15 protein-coding genes are annotated in these 16,143 nt (G+C 67.9%); 7 read left to right on the top strand and 8 right to left on the bottom strand.

Annotation, left to right across the window (positions count from 1 at the left end; translation table 11 throughout):
- The first annotated feature begins 194 nt into the window (after nucleotides 1–194).
- Nucleotides 195–1,748 carry a SulP family inorganic anion transporter gene (locus tag DQP58_RS07065; RefSeq protein ID WP_240629597.1) on the top strand — a complete coding sequence of 518 codons (1,554 nt, stop codon included), beginning with the start codon at nucleotides 195–197 and terminating at the stop codon, nucleotides 1,746–1,748.
- Nucleotides 1,749–1,790: 42 nt separating this feature from the next.
- On the opposite strand, the gene htpX is transcribed toward DQP58_RS07065, so the two are convergent.
- Complete coding sequence (gene htpX / locus DQP58_RS07060) at nucleotides 1,791–2,654, bottom strand: zinc metalloprotease HtpX (RefSeq protein WP_066866411.1); 864 nt, start codon at nucleotides 2,652–2,654, stop codon at nucleotides 1,791–1,793.
- Nucleotides 2,655–2,757: 103 nt separating this feature from the next.
- The gene (grcC1, locus tag DQP58_RS07055; protein WP_112707752.1) at nucleotides 2,758–3,765 is read right to left on the bottom strand and encodes a nonaprenyl/(2E,6E)-farnesyl/geranylgeranyl diphosphat synthase; all 1,008 of its coding nucleotides are present in this window, start codon (nucleotides 3,763–3,765) and stop codon (nucleotides 2,758–2,760) included.
- Nucleotides 3,766–3,787: 22 nt separating this feature from the next.
- Between grcC1 and menJ the strand changes: the two genes are divergently transcribed.
- Nucleotides 3,788–5,026, top strand: coding sequence for a menaquinone reductase (gene menJ, locus DQP58_RS07050; RefSeq protein WP_112707751.1), 1,239 nt, complete (start codon nucleotides 3,788–3,790; stop codon nucleotides 5,024–5,026).
- A 112-nt stretch (nucleotides 5,027–5,138) separates the two neighbouring features.
- Complete coding sequence (locus tag DQP58_RS07045; protein ID WP_112632270.1) at nucleotides 5,139–5,555, top strand: DUF732 domain-containing protein; 417 nt, start codon at nucleotides 5,139–5,141, stop codon at nucleotides 5,553–5,555.
- A gap of 7 nt (nucleotides 5,556–5,562) precedes the next feature.
- Here the strand turns inward: DQP58_RS07045 and DQP58_RS07040 are convergent, their stop codons facing one another.
- Complete coding sequence (locus DQP58_RS07040; RefSeq protein WP_066877582.1) at nucleotides 5,563–6,255, bottom strand: demethylmenaquinone methyltransferase; 693 nt, start codon at nucleotides 6,253–6,255, stop codon at nucleotides 5,563–5,565.
- A gap of 56 nt (nucleotides 6,256–6,311) precedes the next feature.
- On the opposite strand from DQP58_RS07040, the gene DQP58_RS07035 reads away from it, so the two are divergent.
- Complete coding sequence (locus tag DQP58_RS07035; protein ID WP_112707750.1) at nucleotides 6,312–7,136, top strand: SDR family oxidoreductase; 825 nt, start codon at nucleotides 6,312–6,314, stop codon at nucleotides 7,134–7,136.
- Nucleotides 7,137–7,163: 27 nt separating this feature from the next.
- Here DQP58_RS07035 and DQP58_RS07030 read toward each other — a convergent pair whose 3' ends face one another.
- Entirely contained in the window at nucleotides 7,164–7,349 is a 186-nt protein-coding gene (locus tag DQP58_RS07030; RefSeq protein WP_112707749.1) for a hypothetical protein, read from the bottom strand.
- Between the two features lie 87 nt (nucleotides 7,350–7,436).
- Between DQP58_RS07030 and DQP58_RS07025 the strand changes: the two genes are divergently transcribed.
- Together DQP58_RS07025 and DQP58_RS07020 are read left to right on the top strand one after the other, a co-directional pair.
- Nucleotides 7,437–7,628: a CsbD family protein gene (locus DQP58_RS07025; protein WP_112707748.1), complete on the top strand. Its 192-nt coding sequence runs from the start codon at nucleotides 7,437–7,439 to the stop codon at nucleotides 7,626–7,628.
- Nucleotides 7,629–7,742: 114 nt separating this feature from the next.
- On the top strand, nucleotides 7,743–9,224 hold the full coding sequence (locus DQP58_RS07020) for an FAD-dependent oxidoreductase (RefSeq protein ID WP_112707747.1): 1,482 nt from the start codon (nucleotides 7,743–7,745) through the stop codon (nucleotides 9,222–9,224).
- Between the two features lie 48 nt (nucleotides 9,225–9,272).
- Here the strand turns inward: DQP58_RS07020 and DQP58_RS07015 are convergent, their stop codons facing one another.
- Entirely contained in the window at nucleotides 9,273–12,446 is a 3,174-nt protein-coding gene (locus DQP58_RS07015) for an AAA family ATPase (RefSeq protein ID WP_112707746.1), read from the bottom strand.
- Nucleotides 12,447–12,644: 198 nt separating this feature from the next.
- Between DQP58_RS07015 and DQP58_RS07010 the strand changes: the two genes are divergently transcribed.
- Nucleotides 12,645–13,883: a cytochrome P450 gene (locus tag DQP58_RS07010; RefSeq protein ID WP_112707798.1), complete on the top strand. Its 1,239-nt coding sequence runs from the start codon at nucleotides 12,645–12,647 to the stop codon at nucleotides 13,881–13,883.
- A gap of 13 nt (nucleotides 13,884–13,896) precedes the next feature.
- On the opposite strand, the gene DQP58_RS07005 is transcribed toward DQP58_RS07010, so the two are convergent.
- From DQP58_RS07005 to DQP58_RS06995, 3 genes are all read right to left on the bottom strand, one after another.
- On the bottom strand, nucleotides 13,897–15,051 hold the full coding sequence (locus tag DQP58_RS07005; RefSeq protein ID WP_112707745.1) for a glycosyltransferase family 4 protein: 1,155 nt from the start codon (nucleotides 15,049–15,051) through the stop codon (nucleotides 13,897–13,899).
- Between the two features lie 51 nt (nucleotides 15,052–15,102).
- Nucleotides 15,103–15,660 carry a DUF3592 domain-containing protein gene (locus DQP58_RS07000; RefSeq protein ID WP_240629595.1) on the bottom strand — a complete coding sequence of 186 codons (558 nt, stop codon included), beginning with the start codon at nucleotides 15,658–15,660 and terminating at the stop codon, nucleotides 15,103–15,105.
- Between the two features lie 11 nt (nucleotides 15,661–15,671).
- On the bottom strand, nucleotides 15,672–16,143 hold a 472-nt coding region (locus DQP58_RS06995; RefSeq protein WP_240629593.1), incomplete at its 5' end, for a thiamine pyrophosphate-binding protein.

Raw genomic sequence — 16,143 nt, 5'->3', positions numbered from 1 at the left:
GCACGGCCCGCCAGCTTGACCGCTCTTTGCCAGCAAAATACCGTCGATCCAGGCGGCCAGCGGTATCCGGGCGCGATCCTGCGGGTCACCCCGGCGTAATCGTTTGTACGCCAGCGCGTTACGAAGAGGTAATGAGCGCACGATGGGCGGATATCGGAACATCCCCCGCTAACTTCTATCGAGGGACGCGACCGATGCACAACGTTGAACAGTCGGGCGAAAGAACCCGCGCACGTCGGCTGAGTGAACCGCGCATCAATCGGTTGCGCGGCATCATCCGGCACGACCTACCGTCATCGCTCGTGGTGTTCCTGGTGGCGCTCCCGCTGTCGCTGGGGATCGCGATCGCTTCGGGCGCCCCGGTGCTCGCCGGCCTGATCGCGGCGATCGTCGGCGGCATCATCGTCGGCTCGCTGGGCGGATCGCCGCTGCAGGTCAGCGGTCCCGCGGCCGGGCTGACAGTCGTGGTCGCCGACCTGGTTTCCGATTTCGGTTGGGGCATAACGTGTTTGATCACCGTTGCCGCCGGAGTGGTGCAGGTGCTGCTGGGCCTGAGCCGGGTCGCGCGTGCGGCCCTGGCGATCTCACCGGTCGTCGTGCACGCGATGCTGGCCGGCATCGGCATCACGATCGCCCTGCAGCAGGCACACGTATTGCTCGGCGGGAAGTCCAAGAGCACGGCGTGGCACAACCTGATCGGGCTCCCGGGGCAGATCATCGGCGCGCACCGGCCGGGGGTCATCCTGGGCGTGCTGGTGATCGTCATCCTGGTGGGCTGGCGCTGGGTTCCCGCCAAACTGCGCCGCGTTCCGGGTCCCCTGGTCGCCATCGTCGCGGTGACGGTGATCTCGGTGGTTTTCCCGTTCCACGTGCGACGGATCAACCTCGAGGGCTCTCCGCTCGACGCGCTGCGGTTGCCGGATGTTCCCCACGGCAACTTCGGTGCGGTCGCGATCGGGGTGATCACGGTGGCGCTCATCGCCAGCGTCGAGAGCTTGCTGTCGGCGGTGTCGGTCGATCGGATGCACAACGGGCCGCGCACCGATTTCAATCGCGAGTTGGTGGGGCAGGGAGCCGCCAACATCGTGTCGGGCACCATCGGTGGGCTGCCGGTGACCGGAGTCATCGTCCGTAGCTCGACAAATGTCAACGCGGGCGCCAAATCTCGAGCCTCGTCGATCATGCACGGCGTGTGGATCCTGCTGTTCACCATCCCATTCGCCGGGCTGGTCGAAGAGATCCCCACCGCCGCGCTGGCCGGACTGCTCATCGTCATCGGCATTCAGCTGCTCAAGCCCGCCCACATCGAAACCGCAATGAAGCACGGCGATCTGGCGGTGTACGTCGTGACCGCCGTCAGCGTCATCTTCCTCAACCTGCTGCACGGCGTCATGATCGGGCTCGCGCTGGCCATCGCCCTGACCGGATGGCGGGTCATCCGGGCCAAGATCGAGGCCACGCCGGTGGGCGACGACGAGTGGCGGGTGAGCATCGAGGGCGCGGCATGCACCTTCCTGGCGCTCCCGAGGCTGACGCGGCTGCTGGCGTCGATTCCGCAGGGCGCGACGGCGACGGTGACCATTGCGGTCCACTACCTCGATCACGCCGCCCATCAGACGATCACCGACTGGCAGCAACAGCACGAGGCGACGGGCGGGACGGTGCACATCCAGGGCGGCACCGACACGGGCCGCCGCGACGCGCACCAGCCGCTGGTCGAGGCCGAAAGTCCGGGCGCCGCAGCATAATTGGCCCTCGGGTTGAGCGGGTTATGGTACGTGGACCGGGTGCTAGCGCCCGGCCATTTGTTCCAGCCGGCGGATGCGGTCCTCGATCGGCGGGTGCGTCGAAAACAACGACCCGATCCGCTCGCCCGCGCGGAACGGGTTGGCGATCATCAGGTGCGCCTGGCTGGCCAGCTGGGGCTCGGGCGGCAGCGGGGCCGCCTGCACCCCGCCGGAGATCTTGCGCAGGGCCGACGCCAGGGCCAGCGGGTCACCGGTCAGCACCGCGCCCGATTCGTCCGCCTGGTATTCGCGTGATCGCGACACCGCCAACCGGACCACCGTCGCGGCGATCGGGCCCAGCAACGAAACCAGCAGCAGCGCAAAGGGATTCTCGCCGTCGCGGTCGTTACCGCCGAACATGCCGGCGAACATGGCCATGTTGGCCAGCGCGGTGATCACCGACGCCAGCGCGCCGGCGATGCACGAGATCAGGATGTCGCGGTTGTAGACGTGCGAAAGCTCGTGTCCCAGTACGGCACGCAGCTCACGTTCGGTGAGGATGCCCAGAATGCCGGTGGTACAGCACACCGCCGCGTTGCGGGGGTTGCGTCCGGTCGCGAACGCGTTGGGCGCGTTGGTGTCGCTGATGTACAGCCGGGGCATCGGCTGGTGTGCGGCGGTGGCCAGCTCACGCACGATCCGGTACATGGCCGGCGCCTGCACCTCCGACACCGGCTGCGCGTGCATCGCCCGCAACGCCAGCTTGTCGCTGTTGTAGTACGTGTAGACGTTCATCCCGATGGCGAACAGCACCGCGAGGAACATCGCGGTCTTGCCGAACAGCGAGCCGACGAACACGATCAACGCGGACATGCCAACCAACAACGCGAACGTCTTGAACGTGTTGTGATGCGGATGCCAGGTCATCGGTGTCTCCTCGGAACACTCGGGTCGCGCGTTATTGCCGATTACAGCTCGTAGAACGCCCGAGACGGCCCCGTTGGTTCCACAGGGCGCTCGTTGATCGCCACTAGCCGTGCCGGCTGATGGTGTAGTCGACCAGGGTCTGCAACGCGTGCCGGCCCGGGACGTCGGGCAGCAGGGCCAACTCCTGACGCGCCTGGTCCGCGTATTCCCGCAGCGACTGCTTGGCCTTGGCCATGCCCGGCGATGCCCGCAACAGTCCCAGCGCCTCGGCCACCGCCTCGTCGTCGTCGATGGGCCCGACCAGCAGCTCGCGCAACCGCGCCGCCTCGGGCCCGGGTTCGCGCAGGGCGTAAACCATCGGCAGGGTGTGCACGCCCTCGCGCACGTCGGTGCCGGGCAGCTTGCCGGACTCACCGGCGTCGCTGTCGATATCGATGATGTCGTCGGAGATCTGAAACGCGGTGCCAACGATGCCGCCGAGGCGGCTCAGCCGCTCCACCTGATCGGGGTCGGCGCCCGAGAACATCGCCCCGAACCGGCCCGCCGCGGCGATCAGGCAGGCGGTCTTCTCGTACACCACCCTCAAGTAGTGCTCGATCGGGTCGGATCCTTCGACGAACCCGCGCGTCTCCCGCATCTGGCCCGTCACCAGTTGGGCGAACGTCTCGGCGATCAGCCGCACCGCCTCCGGACCCAGCCGCGACACCAGCCGGGATGCCGTCGCGAACAGGTAGTCGCCGGCCAGGATCGCGACGTTGTTGCCCCAGCGCACGTTGGCCGTGGGGGTGCCGCGGCGAACCTCCGCCTCGTCCATCACGTCGTCGTGGTACAGCGTGGCCAGGTGCACCAGCTCGATGACGGCGCCGGCGATGGTCACGTCCGCGCTGTCCGGGTTGGGCCCGAGCTGCGCCGACAACACGGTGAACAGCGGCCGGAACCGCTTGCCGCCGGCCTTGAACAGGTGGGTCAGCGACTCGGTCATGATGTCGTCGGCGCTGCGCAGCTCGGTGTCCATGAGCTGCTCGATCCGTCCCACGCCGTCGCGTACGGTCGCCGCGAAAGCCGGGTCGCCGAAGTCAACGCCCGCCACCACCGTCGCCGGAGTACTCACGGGACCAAACATACTGGTGTGCATGACGACGGGAGCGACCCGAGCCCTTAAGGCCCAAGTGGTGGTCGTGGGCGCCGGACCCGCCGGTTCGGCGGCGGCGGCCTGGGCCGCCCGCGCGGGTTACGAGGTGCTGGTCGTCGACTCGGCGAGCTTTCCCCGCGACAAGGCCTGCGGCGACGGGCTGACTCCCCGCGCGGTGGCCGAGCTGGAGCGCCTGGGGCTGCGGAACTGGCTGGACACCCGCATCCGGCATCGGGGCCTGCGGATGAGCGGGTTCGGTGGCGAGGTGGAGGTCGACTGGCCGGGCCCGTCGTTCCCGTCCACCGGCAGCGCGGTGGCCCGCTTCGAGCTGGACGACCGGATTCGCAAGGTCGCCGAAGATTCCGGGGCACGGATGCTGCTGGGGACCAAGGCCGTTGCTGCACAACATGATTCGTCGGGCCGGGTAACGTCGGTGACGTTGGCCGACGGCACCGAGGTGAGCTGCGCCCAACTGATCGTGGCCGACGGGGCCCGCTCGACGCTGGGCCGCACGCTGGGCCGGCGCTGGCACCAGGAAACGGTGTACGGCGTCGCCGCCCGCGGGTATCTGGCCACCGCACGCGCCGACGACCCCTGGCTGACGTCGCATCTGGAACTGCGCGGGCCCGAGGGGGCCGTGTTGCCGGGGTACGGCTGGATCTTCCCGCTCGGCAACGGCGAGGTGAACATCGGCGTCGGGGCGTTGTCGACGTCCAAGCGGCCCGCCGATTTGGCGCTGCGGCCGTTGATCGACTACTACACCGACCTGCGCCGCGACGAGTGGGGATTTTCCGGCCGGCCCCGCGCGGTGGCCTCGGCGCTGCTGCCGATGGGCGGCGCGGTGTCGGGGGTGGCCGGTGCCAACTGGATGCTCATCGGCGACGCCGCGGCCTGCGTCAACCCGCTCAACGGCGAAGGCATCGACTACGGGCTCGAGACCGGGCGGCTGGCGGCGGCGCTCCTGGACCACCCCGACCTGTCGCAGGTGTGGCCGTCGCTGTTGCAGGAGCACTACGGTCGGGGCTTCTCGGTCGCCCGGCGACTGGCGTTGCTGCTGACGTTTCAGCGGTTCTTGCCGTCGACCGGACCGATCGCCATGCGCTCGACGGCGCTGATGACCATCGCCGTGCGAGTGATGGCCAACCTGGTCACCGACGACGACGCGGACTGGGTGGCCCGCGCCTGGCGCGGTGGCGGGCGGCTGTCGCGGCTGCTCGACCGCCGCACGCCGTTCAGCTGACCGAGCGTGCGTATCGCCGCTGGTCGGCGGGCCGGCCGCGGTCCCGCGGGGCCGGCGCTCGTCGATGCACTTTCGTCCGCGCACCCGCCGCGAGGCGTGTATAGTCCAGCTAATGAAGGGAACGAGGCTGGCTACTATCGGAGCCGCTGCCGCCGCCGCTGCTGCTGCTATCGCGCTGGCCGGGCCGGCGCAGCTTTCCGCGCCCGCGCAGGCCGACCCGCCGCCGACGGCGCCATACCCGACACCGCGCACACCGTCACCGCCGAGCGACTACGACGCCCCATTCAAGAACACCGTCAACGGCTTCGGCATCTACCAGCCGCAGGACCAGCTGGCATGGCTGGGCAAGATCACCTGCGAGCGAATCGGTAGGGGCGTGGACGGCGACGCGTACAAGTCGGCCACCTTCATCCAGCGCAACCTGCCGCGCGGCACCACTCAGGGCCAGGCGTTCCAGTTCCTCGGCGCGGCGGTGGACCACTACTGCCCCGACCAAGTCGGCTTCGTGCAGGCCGCCGGCAATCACTAGAGCTTTCTCAGCGCAACGGTTTGTACCCGGCGTGTAAGGCGACGATGCCGCCGGTCAGGTTGCGCCAGCGCACCCCCGACCAACCGGCCCGGGTGATCTGCTGCGCCAACCCCGCCTGATCCGGCCACGCCCGAATCGATTCCGCGAGGTACACGTACGCGTCGGGGTTGCTGGACACCGCCCGGGCCACCCGCGGCAGCGCCCGCATCAGGTACTCCTTGTACACGGTGGCGAACAGCGTGTTGGTGGGCGTGGAGAACTCGCACACCACCAGCCGGCCACCCGGGCGCGTGACGCGGGCCATCTCGCGCAGCGCCGCCTGGGTGTCGACGACGTTGCGCAGTCCGAAACTGATTGTCACGGCGTCGAATACGTCGTCGCCGAATGGCAGCCTGGTGGCGTCGCCGGCGACCTTGGGAACGTTGCGCGCGGCACCGGCCGCCAGCATGCCGACCGAGAAATCGGCGGCCACGCACCACGCCCCGGATTTCCTCAGCTCCACGGTGGACACCGCGGTGCCCGCGGCGAGGTCCAGCACCTTCTGGCCGGCACCGATCGCCAGCGCCGTCCGGGTCGCCTTGCGCCAGTACCGGTCCTGACCCATCGACAGCACGGTGTTGGTCAGGTCGTACCGGCGGGCGACGCCGTCGAACATCGACGCGACGTCCCGGGGATCCTTGTCCAGCTCCGCGCGACTCACCAGGCAAACGCTACCTGTTTGGGAATGAGGTGGCGCGGTCGGCGTTGTATGGGGGCGTGACGGAAAAAGTTTGGTTTATCACCGGGACATCGCGAGGCTTTGGACGGGCGTGGACGATCGCGGCGCTGGAGCGCGGCGACAAGGTCGCGGCCACGGCGCGCAACACCGCCGCGCTGGACGACCTCGTGGGCAAGTACGGCGACGCGCTGCTGCCGATCCGACTGGACGTGACCGACCGGTCGGCCGACTTCGCGGCGGTCAAGCAAGCGCACGACCATTTCGGCCGGCTCGACATCGTGGTGAACAACGCCGGCTACGGCCAATTCGGGTTCGTCGAGGAACTCTCCGAGCGGGACGCACGCGATCAGATCGAGACCAATGTCTTTGGGGCACTGTGGATCACGCAGGCCGCACTGCCGTACCTGCGCGAGCAGGGCAGCGGCCACATCATCCAGGTGTCCTCGATCGGGGGCATCACCGCGTTCCCGTTGGTCGGCATCTACCACGCGTCGAAGTGGGCGCTGGAGGGCTTCTCGCAGGCGCTGGCCCAGGAGGTAGCGCCGTTCGGGGTGCACGTCACGCTGATCGAGCCGGGCGGTTTCGACACCGACTGGGCCGGCGACTCGGCCAAGCACGCCGAGCCGCTGCCGGCCTACGACGACATTCGCGCCGCCGTGCAGGCCGAGCGCAGCCGCCGGTGGGCCAGCCCGGGTGACCCGTCGGCGTCCGCGGCCGCCCTGCTCAAGGTGGTCGACGCCGAAAAGCCGCCGCTGCGAGTCTTTTTCGGCGCTTCCCCGCTGGAAACCGCCAAGGCCGACTACGAGAGCCGGCTGCGCAACTGGGAGGAATGGCAGCCCGTCGCGGAGCTCGCGCAGGGCTGATTGGCGTGCGGTCCCCTCGTTGCCGGTTTATTGAGTAGCGGCGTTCAGTTGCGCTCTGGCCCGATCGATCTGATCGTAGGCGTACGACACCATGTCGGCGGTGGTCATGGTCTCGCCGGTGCGTGCGAGCGATTCATAAGTCTGGCCGCGGAGGTGGGCGATCGCGATCGTCGCGTGCAAGACCTCGTCATGTTCGGCAAGGGCCTTGCGCATTGAATCCGCGTCCGACTCCTGCGTATACCCCGGCACGAAAAGGGGTAGGCGCTATAGCACCACTTGGAACGGAGTGAAGGACACGTTATGAGCGGCGCGGATAAGGCCCGAAACAAGGTGCGACAAATTGCGGGCAGGCTCAAGGCGGCAACCGGGCGCGTGACTAACGACCCGGCGTTGGAAGCCGAGGGCCGGGCCGACCAGCGGGCGGCCCATTTGAGGGATGCCGGTGAAAAGGTCAAAGATGCATTCCGGCCTCGTCGGCGCCGACAGGTTTAGCCGCCGAGCAAACCACCGCGGACGGTAGTTGTCCGCAATGGAGTAGTCGATTACTCACCCCGCCACCACGCAGCGGACAGATAATTGTCAACGTCTGCGAGGAAAGGCGGTCCGATGTCCGCACCCCAGTTCCCGCCCGTGGAAACCTGCGACGTCTGCATCGTCGGAGCCGGCATCGCCGGGTTGAACGCCCTATTCGCGGCCAGCCGGTACCTGTCCCGCGAGCAAAAGGTGATCCTCATCGATCGTCGGGCGCGCGCGGGCGGCATGTGGGTCGACGTCTATCCATATGTCCGCCTGCACCAACCGCACCCGATGTTTACGGCGGGCAACATCGGGTGGACGCTCGGCAAGGACCGCAGCTACCTGGCGACCAAGGGCGAGGTGCTCGACCATTTCGAACACTGCGTCGAGGTGATCAGGCAGCGAGTCCAGGTCGACGAGTACTTCGGCTGGGATTTGGAGTCGGAGGCAGAGCAGAACGGAATCGTGCGGGCCAGGTGTCGCGCCGCCGACGGCCGCATGCTCGTCGTCGAGGCGAAGCGATTGATCAAAGCGTATGGCCTGGGGATCACGCCGAACGAACCGCTCGAGATCTCCAGCACACGCGTCCATTCGGTGTCGCCCGACTACTGCGACGTCCGGGCGGGTGACATCAGGGAAAGCGATGCGCCGGTGTGGATCATCGGCGGCGGAAAAACCGCGATGGATACCGCACACGCACTGATCACGACCTACCCCGGTCGGCAGGTCAACATGGTCGCCGGCCGCGGAACATTCTTCTCGTGCCGCGACACCCTGCTGCCGAGCGGCGCCCGCCGCTGGTGGACGGGCACACCGCCGAGCGCCGTCGCGACCCAGCTGAGTCGTCGGTATGACGGCACGAACGAATCGGAAGTCCAAGACTGGTACCGCGCCACCCATGGCACGTTCCTGACCCCACAGTCGGACAACTTCGTGTTGGGAGTCTTGTCGCAGGCCGAGAACCGCACGATCTCGTCCGGGCTCAACGATCTCGTCATGGACTATTTCGAGGATGCGGTCGACCGCAATGGCAGCACCGATCTGGTGTTGCGGAGCGGATCGACGAAGACGATCGAACCGGGCAGTTGGATCGTCAACTGCACGGGCTACGTCAAATTCCCCGACGAATACCCATACGAGCCCTACGTATCACCCAGTGGCGCAGTGGTTTCCATCAACGTGCGGTCGGCCACGCTGCACTTGCCCGCATTCATGGGGTATTTCCTGGGCCACCTGATGTTCTTGGGCAAGCTCGGCGAGATCCCGCTCTACGAAATCGACTGGATGAACCTGCGGCAGAAGGCACCGCTCGCATTCCCGTACGTGCTCTTTGCGCTCGTCGGCCACAACCTCAGCCTCATCTACGACAACGTGCCCAGCCGCGTGTTCGCCGAGAACGGCCTCGATTTCGACAAGTGGTACCCGCTACCGCGCCGCCTGCCCGGCCTGGCCCGGTTCATGCTCGCGCACCGCCGCGAACGCGAGCGACAGCGCCGCGTCCTCGACACGGTCCGCGAGCGATTCGAAATCCGTTGCGGCCCACTGAGTCCGCAACCTGGCGCCACCTTGTAACCGGCCGGAAGTTGAGGATGCGGCGGACGGGTCCCAGACCGACCATCGTCATCGCAGCGCCTCGGCCCACTCGATATGCCCTTCGTAGCCAAATGCTTTGGCCATGTCGCGATAGCCATCTCGAAACCGCTTGTAACCGAAAGCATCACCTTGAGCGCGGCCCAGCAGCGCCCGCATCCGCGACATCCAGATGTCACGCATCACCAAACCCTCATCGGCCGGAGCGGTCGCCAACCGGTCGATCGCGGCCTCGGCTTCAGCCACATCATGGTCGGTCGCGCGAGCCAGCAGCGTCTCCACCAGAACCGCCGTGGCCGGAATGCCCCACAGCAGAAGGCGTTCGCAACGAAATAGATGTTCGACGGCGACGCGTATGGCCGATAGGGCGGCGTCGTGATCTCCCTGCCTCGCCGACTCACGGGCCGCGTAGACCTCGACAATCGGCAAATCGCTCAGGTTGTGTCCTTGGCCCGAGAACACTTCCCCGGTCTCGACCAACACCTGCCGGCCCCGACTGTGCTCCTCATGGGTGTCGCGGTGCACCAGCGCAACGCCCAGCGTCGCCTTGATGAATCCCACCACCACGTCATCGCTGGATCGCTCGGCGACTCGTAGCGCGTTCTCGATCTCGTGCAGCGCAACGTCGTTGGACCTGCGCACGCCGAACGGTATTCCCAGCAGATAGATGTAGCCGACCACCCCGGCGTAGGACGCGGCGTCAGCGCGGCGGGCCATGACCAGGCCGTGGCGCAGGTCTGCTGCCCATCCGCGGCGACCCAGCGAATATCGGGCCATACCTCGCGACACGAAGGCGAGCGCCAACGGGCATCCCACTAGGAAGTTGCCTTTGGATGGATCACCGTCGGCCAGGTCGATAGCGGCTTGTGACCATCGCAGCACGTCACACCATTCGGCGTTTTCGATCTTGCCGTAGATCACCGGGAAGGACAGACCCACCGTCAGGTTCGGGTCTGCGACCGACTCAGCCAGGGCCCAGGCGTCCGAGGCCAGCTGCGACGCCTCCCGCACCCGGTCCCGATGCGCGTAACCAACCACCATCCCAGCCGTTGCGATCCCAAGCGACGCTTTGTCTCCCGCGGCGCTGCACAACTCCCGCAATTCATCAAAGCGGTCACCGGCAGAGCTGGCGTGGACTCGCCAGCCCGTCCCGCACAACATGGTGCGCGGCGTTATGCGCATGGCCGACCGGCACGGGTGGTCGGCGGGCAGGGCGTCGCCGATCTCTGCCGCGCGCCCCCAACTCGCTCGGGCGGCGCTGATGTCACGGTTGGTCGCCCAGCTGGCGGCCCGCATGTGCCACTCGTAGGCGGTGGGCAGATCACCGGCGGCCTGCACGTGTTCGGCAATCAACGCCGCGTTTTCGTCCCCCGATTGCGGATCGCGGGCTTCGATTGCGGCCGCAACCCGCCGATGCAACTCTGAGCGATCCGATTTGAGCTGTGCGCCATAGGCCACCGAATGAATGAGCGGGTGGTGGAACACATACTCCGGACGCCGGGCAAGACTGACAACGTCGATGAGCTGGGCCGCCAGCAGTTCGTCGATCTCGGGTTCAACATCCAACACGGTGAGTAGGTCCAGGCCGAACCGCGAGCCGATGACCGCCGCCGCGCCTAGCGTGCGCTTGGCTTTCGGATAGAGCCGATCGATGCGCGCGGCGATGGTCGCCTGCAATGTGGCCGGCACGCTCACTTCGCCGACCTCCGTTGCCGATGTGTAGGCGCCGGGCTCGCCTCGTAGCACACCGCGCTCGGCGAGTTCGCGCACCAACTCCTCGGCGAAAAATGGATTACCGGCGGCCCGCTCGGCGACTCTGCGGCCCAGCGCACCGACCGACGGGTCCGGCCCGAGGAGATGTGTGACCAGTGCGGCCGTTTCTGAATTACTCAGCGGTGCAAGGGCTATGGCGCGCGCATCGGACACCCGGGTCAACGCGCCCCGGTATTCCGGCCGGTGGGTGACCAACACCAGCGTGGGCGTTCGCGGGACCACCTCGAGGAAATCGGTCAGCATCGACTCGCTGATCTCGTCGATCCAGTGGACGTCCTCGACGACGAAGACCGCCGGGCGCTGGCGGGCCAGTCTGGCGGCGTGCACCAGCGCGGTCAACCGCCTGCGACGCGCATTGGGATCAACCGCGGGTACGGCGGTGGTCGGGTCGGCGATGCCCAGCAGGTCTTCGAGCAGCAGCACGTCCTCGGGATCTGCGTCTGGAAATCGGTCCCGTACTCGGGCACGGGCCCCCTGTCCCCCAAGGCCTTCGATGCCCGTCACCGCGCGCAGCAGCCGCGCCACGGCATGGAATGGGACCTGGCTGGTGTGCGACTCACAACAGGCGGTCAGCACCTCCGCACCCCGAACCGCTGCCATCGCGGCTACCTCGCGCGCCAGGCGGCTCTTGCCGATGCCGGGCTCGCCCACCACCACAACCACAGCGCCGTGACCGGCGAGGGCGCGCTCCAACAAGCCCTCGACGGCGGACATCTCCCACCGACGACCAACTAGATTCGAGTCGGCGCGGCCGGCGGCGCGGTGCCGGTCTCCGATGCCCAGTAACCGGTGGGCGGTGACTGGTTCGTTGACGCCTTTTATGCGGACCAATTCCGGGTCGCTTAGCGCCGCCGCGTCGTCAACCAGTCGCGCGGTGGAGACGCTGAGCATCACCCCGCCCGGCGGTGCGACCGACTCCATCCGCTGGGCCAGCCCCACTTGATCACCCATCGCGGTGTAGCCGAAGGATCCAGAACCAAGCTCACCGGCGATCACCTGACCGGAGTTCAGTCCCACCCGCACCAGCAATGTCGCACCGTCTCGGCTCTGCACCTCGTTGCCCAGCGCCTTCGCTTCTTCCTGAATGCTCAGCGCCGCGAGGCACGCGCGCAGGGCGTGGTCCTCCATTGCCGCCGGCGCGCCGAAGACCGCCATGATGCCGTCGCCGGTGAACTTGTCCACCGTGCCGCCGTACCGCCGGACGACGGCCGCGCAGCGGTTGGCCAGGTCGACCATGATCTCGCGCAGCCGCTCTGTCCCGACGGTTGCGGCGATGTCCATCGAGTGGACCACGTCGGCGAACAAGACCGTGACCTGCTTGTATTCGGCGCGGGTGGCACCGTCGCGCACCGGTGCGCCGCAATGATGACAAAACCGGGCGTTATCGAGAGTTTCGGTGCCACATGTCCGGCACGCTGCTTTGGCCGTCATCCGACCCTCCGCTGATCCGGCCCCCACGTCTGTAGTGGTTCTCCGAAAGGATAGGCCGATGAACACCCCGCTTGGGAGTGTTGATTCCAGGGCGGCAGGACAGGACAAGACAGGTAGTCGGCTACGCGTGTGCCGCGCGGGGGCGCCGCCGAGACTCGGTATTGGAAGCACATCGCCGACGACGTACGGGGCCCCGCCATGACCACCACGATTGACCCGCCGGTTTGCCCGAATGTCTTCGACGCCGGTCTGCCGGCGATCGATTATGAGCTCTGCGGAAGCCTCGAGGAGGCCCACGCGATCATCAGCGAGGCGCGCCGGCGGGCGCCGATCGCCATCGGACCGCACGGGCCGGAGTTCCTGACCTATGAACTGGTGCGGACCGTGCTGCGCGACCCACGGTTCCGTATACCGCAAGGCATGTTCCTTGCCTCCCAAGGGATTACCAGCGGACCGCTATGGGACCGCGTCGCGACCAACCTGATCAGTCTCGACGGGCCCGAGCACCACCGGCTGCGCCGACTGGTCTCCCATGCCTTCACGCCGAGAGCCACCGCGCGGCTGGGCGCGACCATCGTCGAGGTGATCAACCAACTCGTTGACCGCCACACCGCGACCGGGCGCTGCGAGGTGGTCGCCGACATCGCCCGCCAGTATCCGATCCCGATCATCTGCGCGCTCTTGGGCGCCCCGGCCCAGGATTGGAGGCTGTTCTCGGAATGGACCGACGACATCTTCAAGGCCTTCAGCTGGGAGGTCGCCGGCCACCAAGAGACGATCTTGGCGGCCTGGGACGAACTGGATGCCTACATCGACGACATGGTCGCCCAGCGCCGCGACCGGCTGACCGACGACCTGATCTCCGAACTGATCCGGGCCGAGGACGACGGGGACCGCCTCAGCATCGACGAGCTGCGGATGCTGGCGGCGGGCCTGCTCGTGGCCGGCACCGACACCACCCGCAACCAGCTGGCCGCCTCGGTGCAGGTGCTGTGCGACCACCCCGACCAGTGGACGATGCTCGCCGAGCATCCCGAGCTGGCGGCCAACGCAGTCGAGGAGACGATGCGGCATTCGCCGATCGCGGGCGCCACCCTGCGCACCGCCCTCGAGGATGTCGAGATCGCGGGGTTCACGATCCCGGCCGGCACGCTGGTGATCGCCAACACCGCCGCGGCCAACCGTGACCCCGCCGCCTACGACGACCCCGACCGGCTGGACATCACCCGCGCGGCGGCGGCGCCGATGCAGACATTCGGCGCCGGCATGCACTACTGCCTGGGTGCCAATCTGGCTCGGCTCGAGCTCGCCGAGGCCCTGACGGTGATGGCACAGCGCATGCCCAACGCTCACCGCACCGGCCCCGCCCCATGGAAGCCGCTCACCGGGTTGAGCGGACCACTCACGCTCCCAATCGAATTCGTCCCCGTTAGGTGAACGGGACCCTAGCTCATTCGCCTAGGGCGTAGCGCGTCGCGCGGAGTTGTCGCCGGGCAAACGGCGAGAGCACCGCCTCGTAGTGGCCGAGGAGCTCGTCGCAGATGGTCGGCCAGCTGCGCCCCACCACGCTGCGCCGCGCGGCCAGCGCGTAGCGCGGCCGTTCGGCGATCAGGTGCGCGACCGCGTCGGGCAACCGGGGCTCGAACTCGTTGACGGCCAACAACAGACCGGTACGCCACGGGGTGACGAGGTCACGTGGGCCGCCGGCGTCGGGGGCGATCACCGGCAGCCCCGACGCCAGCGCTTCTTGCACGACCTGACAAAACGTCTCGTGCTCACCGGGATGCACGAACACGTCCATGCTGGCGTACGCCGCGGCGAGTTCGTCGCCGTAGAGCGCACCCGTGAAAACCGCTGTCGGCATTGCCGATTGCAGCTTGCGGCGGTCGACCCCGTCGCCCACGATGACGAGCTGAACCGCGTCGCTGGCGGCCAGGCCGGCCAGGCGCTCGACGTGTTTCTCGGGCGCGAGCCGGCCCACAAATCCGACGATGGGCTTGCCCCGGGGCGACCACTGCCGCCGGAGCTCCGCGCTGCGCGCCGACGGCGCGAACCGCAGCACGTCGACACCGCGCGCCCACCTATGCACGCGCGGAAAACGGTGTGCAACAAGAGCTTCCATCGTGACGCTGGACGGCGCCAGGGTACGATCGGCGAGCCCGTGCAGGTGACGGAACCAGGCCCAGGCGGCCCGCGCGGTCATCGGGATGCCGTAGCTCGCCGCGAAGCCCGGGACGTCGGTCTGATACACCGCCACCGTCGGCACCCCCAGCCACCGCGCCGCGCGCAGCCCGCCGTAGCCCAGCAGCGCCGGCGAGGCCAGGTGCACCACATGCGGATCGAATCCACGCAACACCTTCACCAGCCGGGGGGTAGGCACCCCAAGCGGCAGGCTGGTCACCTTCGGGAACATCCGCGACGGCACCCGGTGCACGCGGATGCCGTCGTAGATGCGGTCCGCGCGGGGCTGGCCCGGGGGCGTGTCGGGGGCGATGACCAGGGCTTCGTGCCCTGTCCGGCGCAGATGCTCGAGCACCCGGATCACCGAGTTGCTGACACCGTTGACTTCGGGGAGGAAAGATTCCGCGACGATGGCAACGCGCACATCACTACCGTGTCAGCGTCGACTGTCGCCAAGGTTGCCTGCGGGCATACGTCACGCGAAATTTGCAGGTCCGGCACCGTCGGCGGCCGGGCTCGGCGGTCCGTCTCGGGGCACGTCGCGGCGGTCCAGCCACTTGTCCAGCAGCGCAAGCACGATCAGGATCGCCGCCGCGCCCAACCAGCCCACCACCGCGATCGAGCCGGCCGGGATGATCGCCAACCCGGCGTTGCGATGTTGCACGCGAACCAGGTTCGGATCGTTCTTGTTGTACTCGACGTAAATCCGCATCCCGGTGGCCAGATGGGACGGATAGAGCACACCGAGCTCGGGACGATAGGTGACCCGTTCGGGGGTGACGAATTCGATGGTGGAGCGGCGCGGCCCGGCGCTGAGCACCTCGGCCTGCGCGACGCCCATGTTGTGGGTGATCGCGATGTCGTCGCGCCAGGCGCCGGCCACCAGCAACAGCGACTGCAAGGTGACCAGGCCGATGACGATCAGCACCGCAATCCGGGCCCACCGCAACACGATCCGAACGCGCGTCTTCGGCGGCGCATCACTGCGACCATGAATCAGTATGTGCAGCAGCACCTTTGGCGATATTGCCATCTAGGCGCGCCTCACAGCGCGGCCTTGATGGCGGCGTGCAGCTGCCGTAGCGAGGACCGGTCCGCCTTGACCTCCAGCACCCGCATCCCGGCCCCGGGTTCGTCGAGGGCCGCCGCCAGTTCGCCCACCTCGATCTGGCGGCTCTCGACGTGGTAGGCCCGGCACAGCGCGCCCACGTCGACGTCGTGCGGGGTGCCGAAAACCCGTGACGACACGTCGGAGAACCGCGGGTCGCCCTGCTCGAGCAGTTCGAAGATGCCCCCGCCGTTGTCGTTGGAGACCACGATCGTCAGCCGGCGCGGCGTGGGCTCGGTGGGCCCGATCAGCAACCCGGAGCTGTCGTGCACGAAGGTCAGGTCGCCGATCAACGCGACCGTGCGCGCCGGAGTGTCCGGACCGCCCTCGCGTTCGTGGGCGAGGGCCGCGCCGATCGCGGTGGAGACCGTGCCGTCGATGCCGGCGACGCCGCGGTTGGACCGCACC

The sequence above is a fragment of the Mycobacterium colombiense genome, from assembly GCF_003284975.1.
In the GTDB taxonomy this organism is placed as follows: Bacteria; Actinomycetota; Actinomycetes; order Mycobacteriales; family Mycobacteriaceae; genus Mycobacterium; species Mycobacterium europaeum_A.
This window is presented reverse-complemented; position numbering and strand designations above follow the sequence as displayed.

Excerpts from the sequence above, each read along its gene's own strand:
- DQP58_RS07065 (WP_240629597.1), top strand. The coding sequence starts at position 195 with ATGCACAACGTTGAACAGTCGGGCGAAAGAACCCGCGCACGTCGGCTG.
- htpX (WP_066866411.1), bottom strand. The coding sequence starts at position 2,654 with ATGACCTGGCATCCGCATCACAACACGTTCAAGACGTTCGCGTTGTTG.
- menJ (WP_112707751.1), top strand. The coding sequence starts at position 3,788 with ATGACGACGGGAGCGACCCGAGCCCTTAAGGCCCAAGTGGTGGTCGTG.
- DQP58_RS07045 (WP_112632270.1), top strand. The coding sequence starts at position 5,139 with ATGAAGGGAACGAGGCTGGCTACTATCGGAGCCGCTGCCGCCGCCGCT.
- DQP58_RS07030 (WP_112707749.1), bottom strand. The coding sequence starts at position 7,349 with ATGCGCAAGGCCCTTGCCGAACATGACGAGGTCTTGCACGCGACGATC.
- DQP58_RS07025 (WP_112707748.1), top strand. The coding sequence starts at position 7,437 with ATGAGCGGCGCGGATAAGGCCCGAAACAAGGTGCGACAAATTGCGGGC.
- DQP58_RS07020 (WP_112707747.1), top strand. The coding sequence starts at position 7,743 with ATGTCCGCACCCCAGTTCCCGCCCGTGGAAACCTGCGACGTCTGCATC.
- DQP58_RS07015 (WP_112707746.1), bottom strand. The coding sequence starts at position 12,446 with ATGACGGCCAAAGCAGCGTGCCGGACATGTGGCACCGAAACTCTCGAT.
- DQP58_RS07010 (WP_112707798.1), top strand. The coding sequence starts at position 12,645 with ATGACCACCACGATTGACCCGCCGGTTTGCCCGAATGTCTTCGACGCC.
- DQP58_RS07000 (WP_240629595.1), bottom strand. The coding sequence starts at position 15,660 with ATGGCAATATCGCCAAAGGTGCTGCTGCACATACTGATTCATGGTCGC.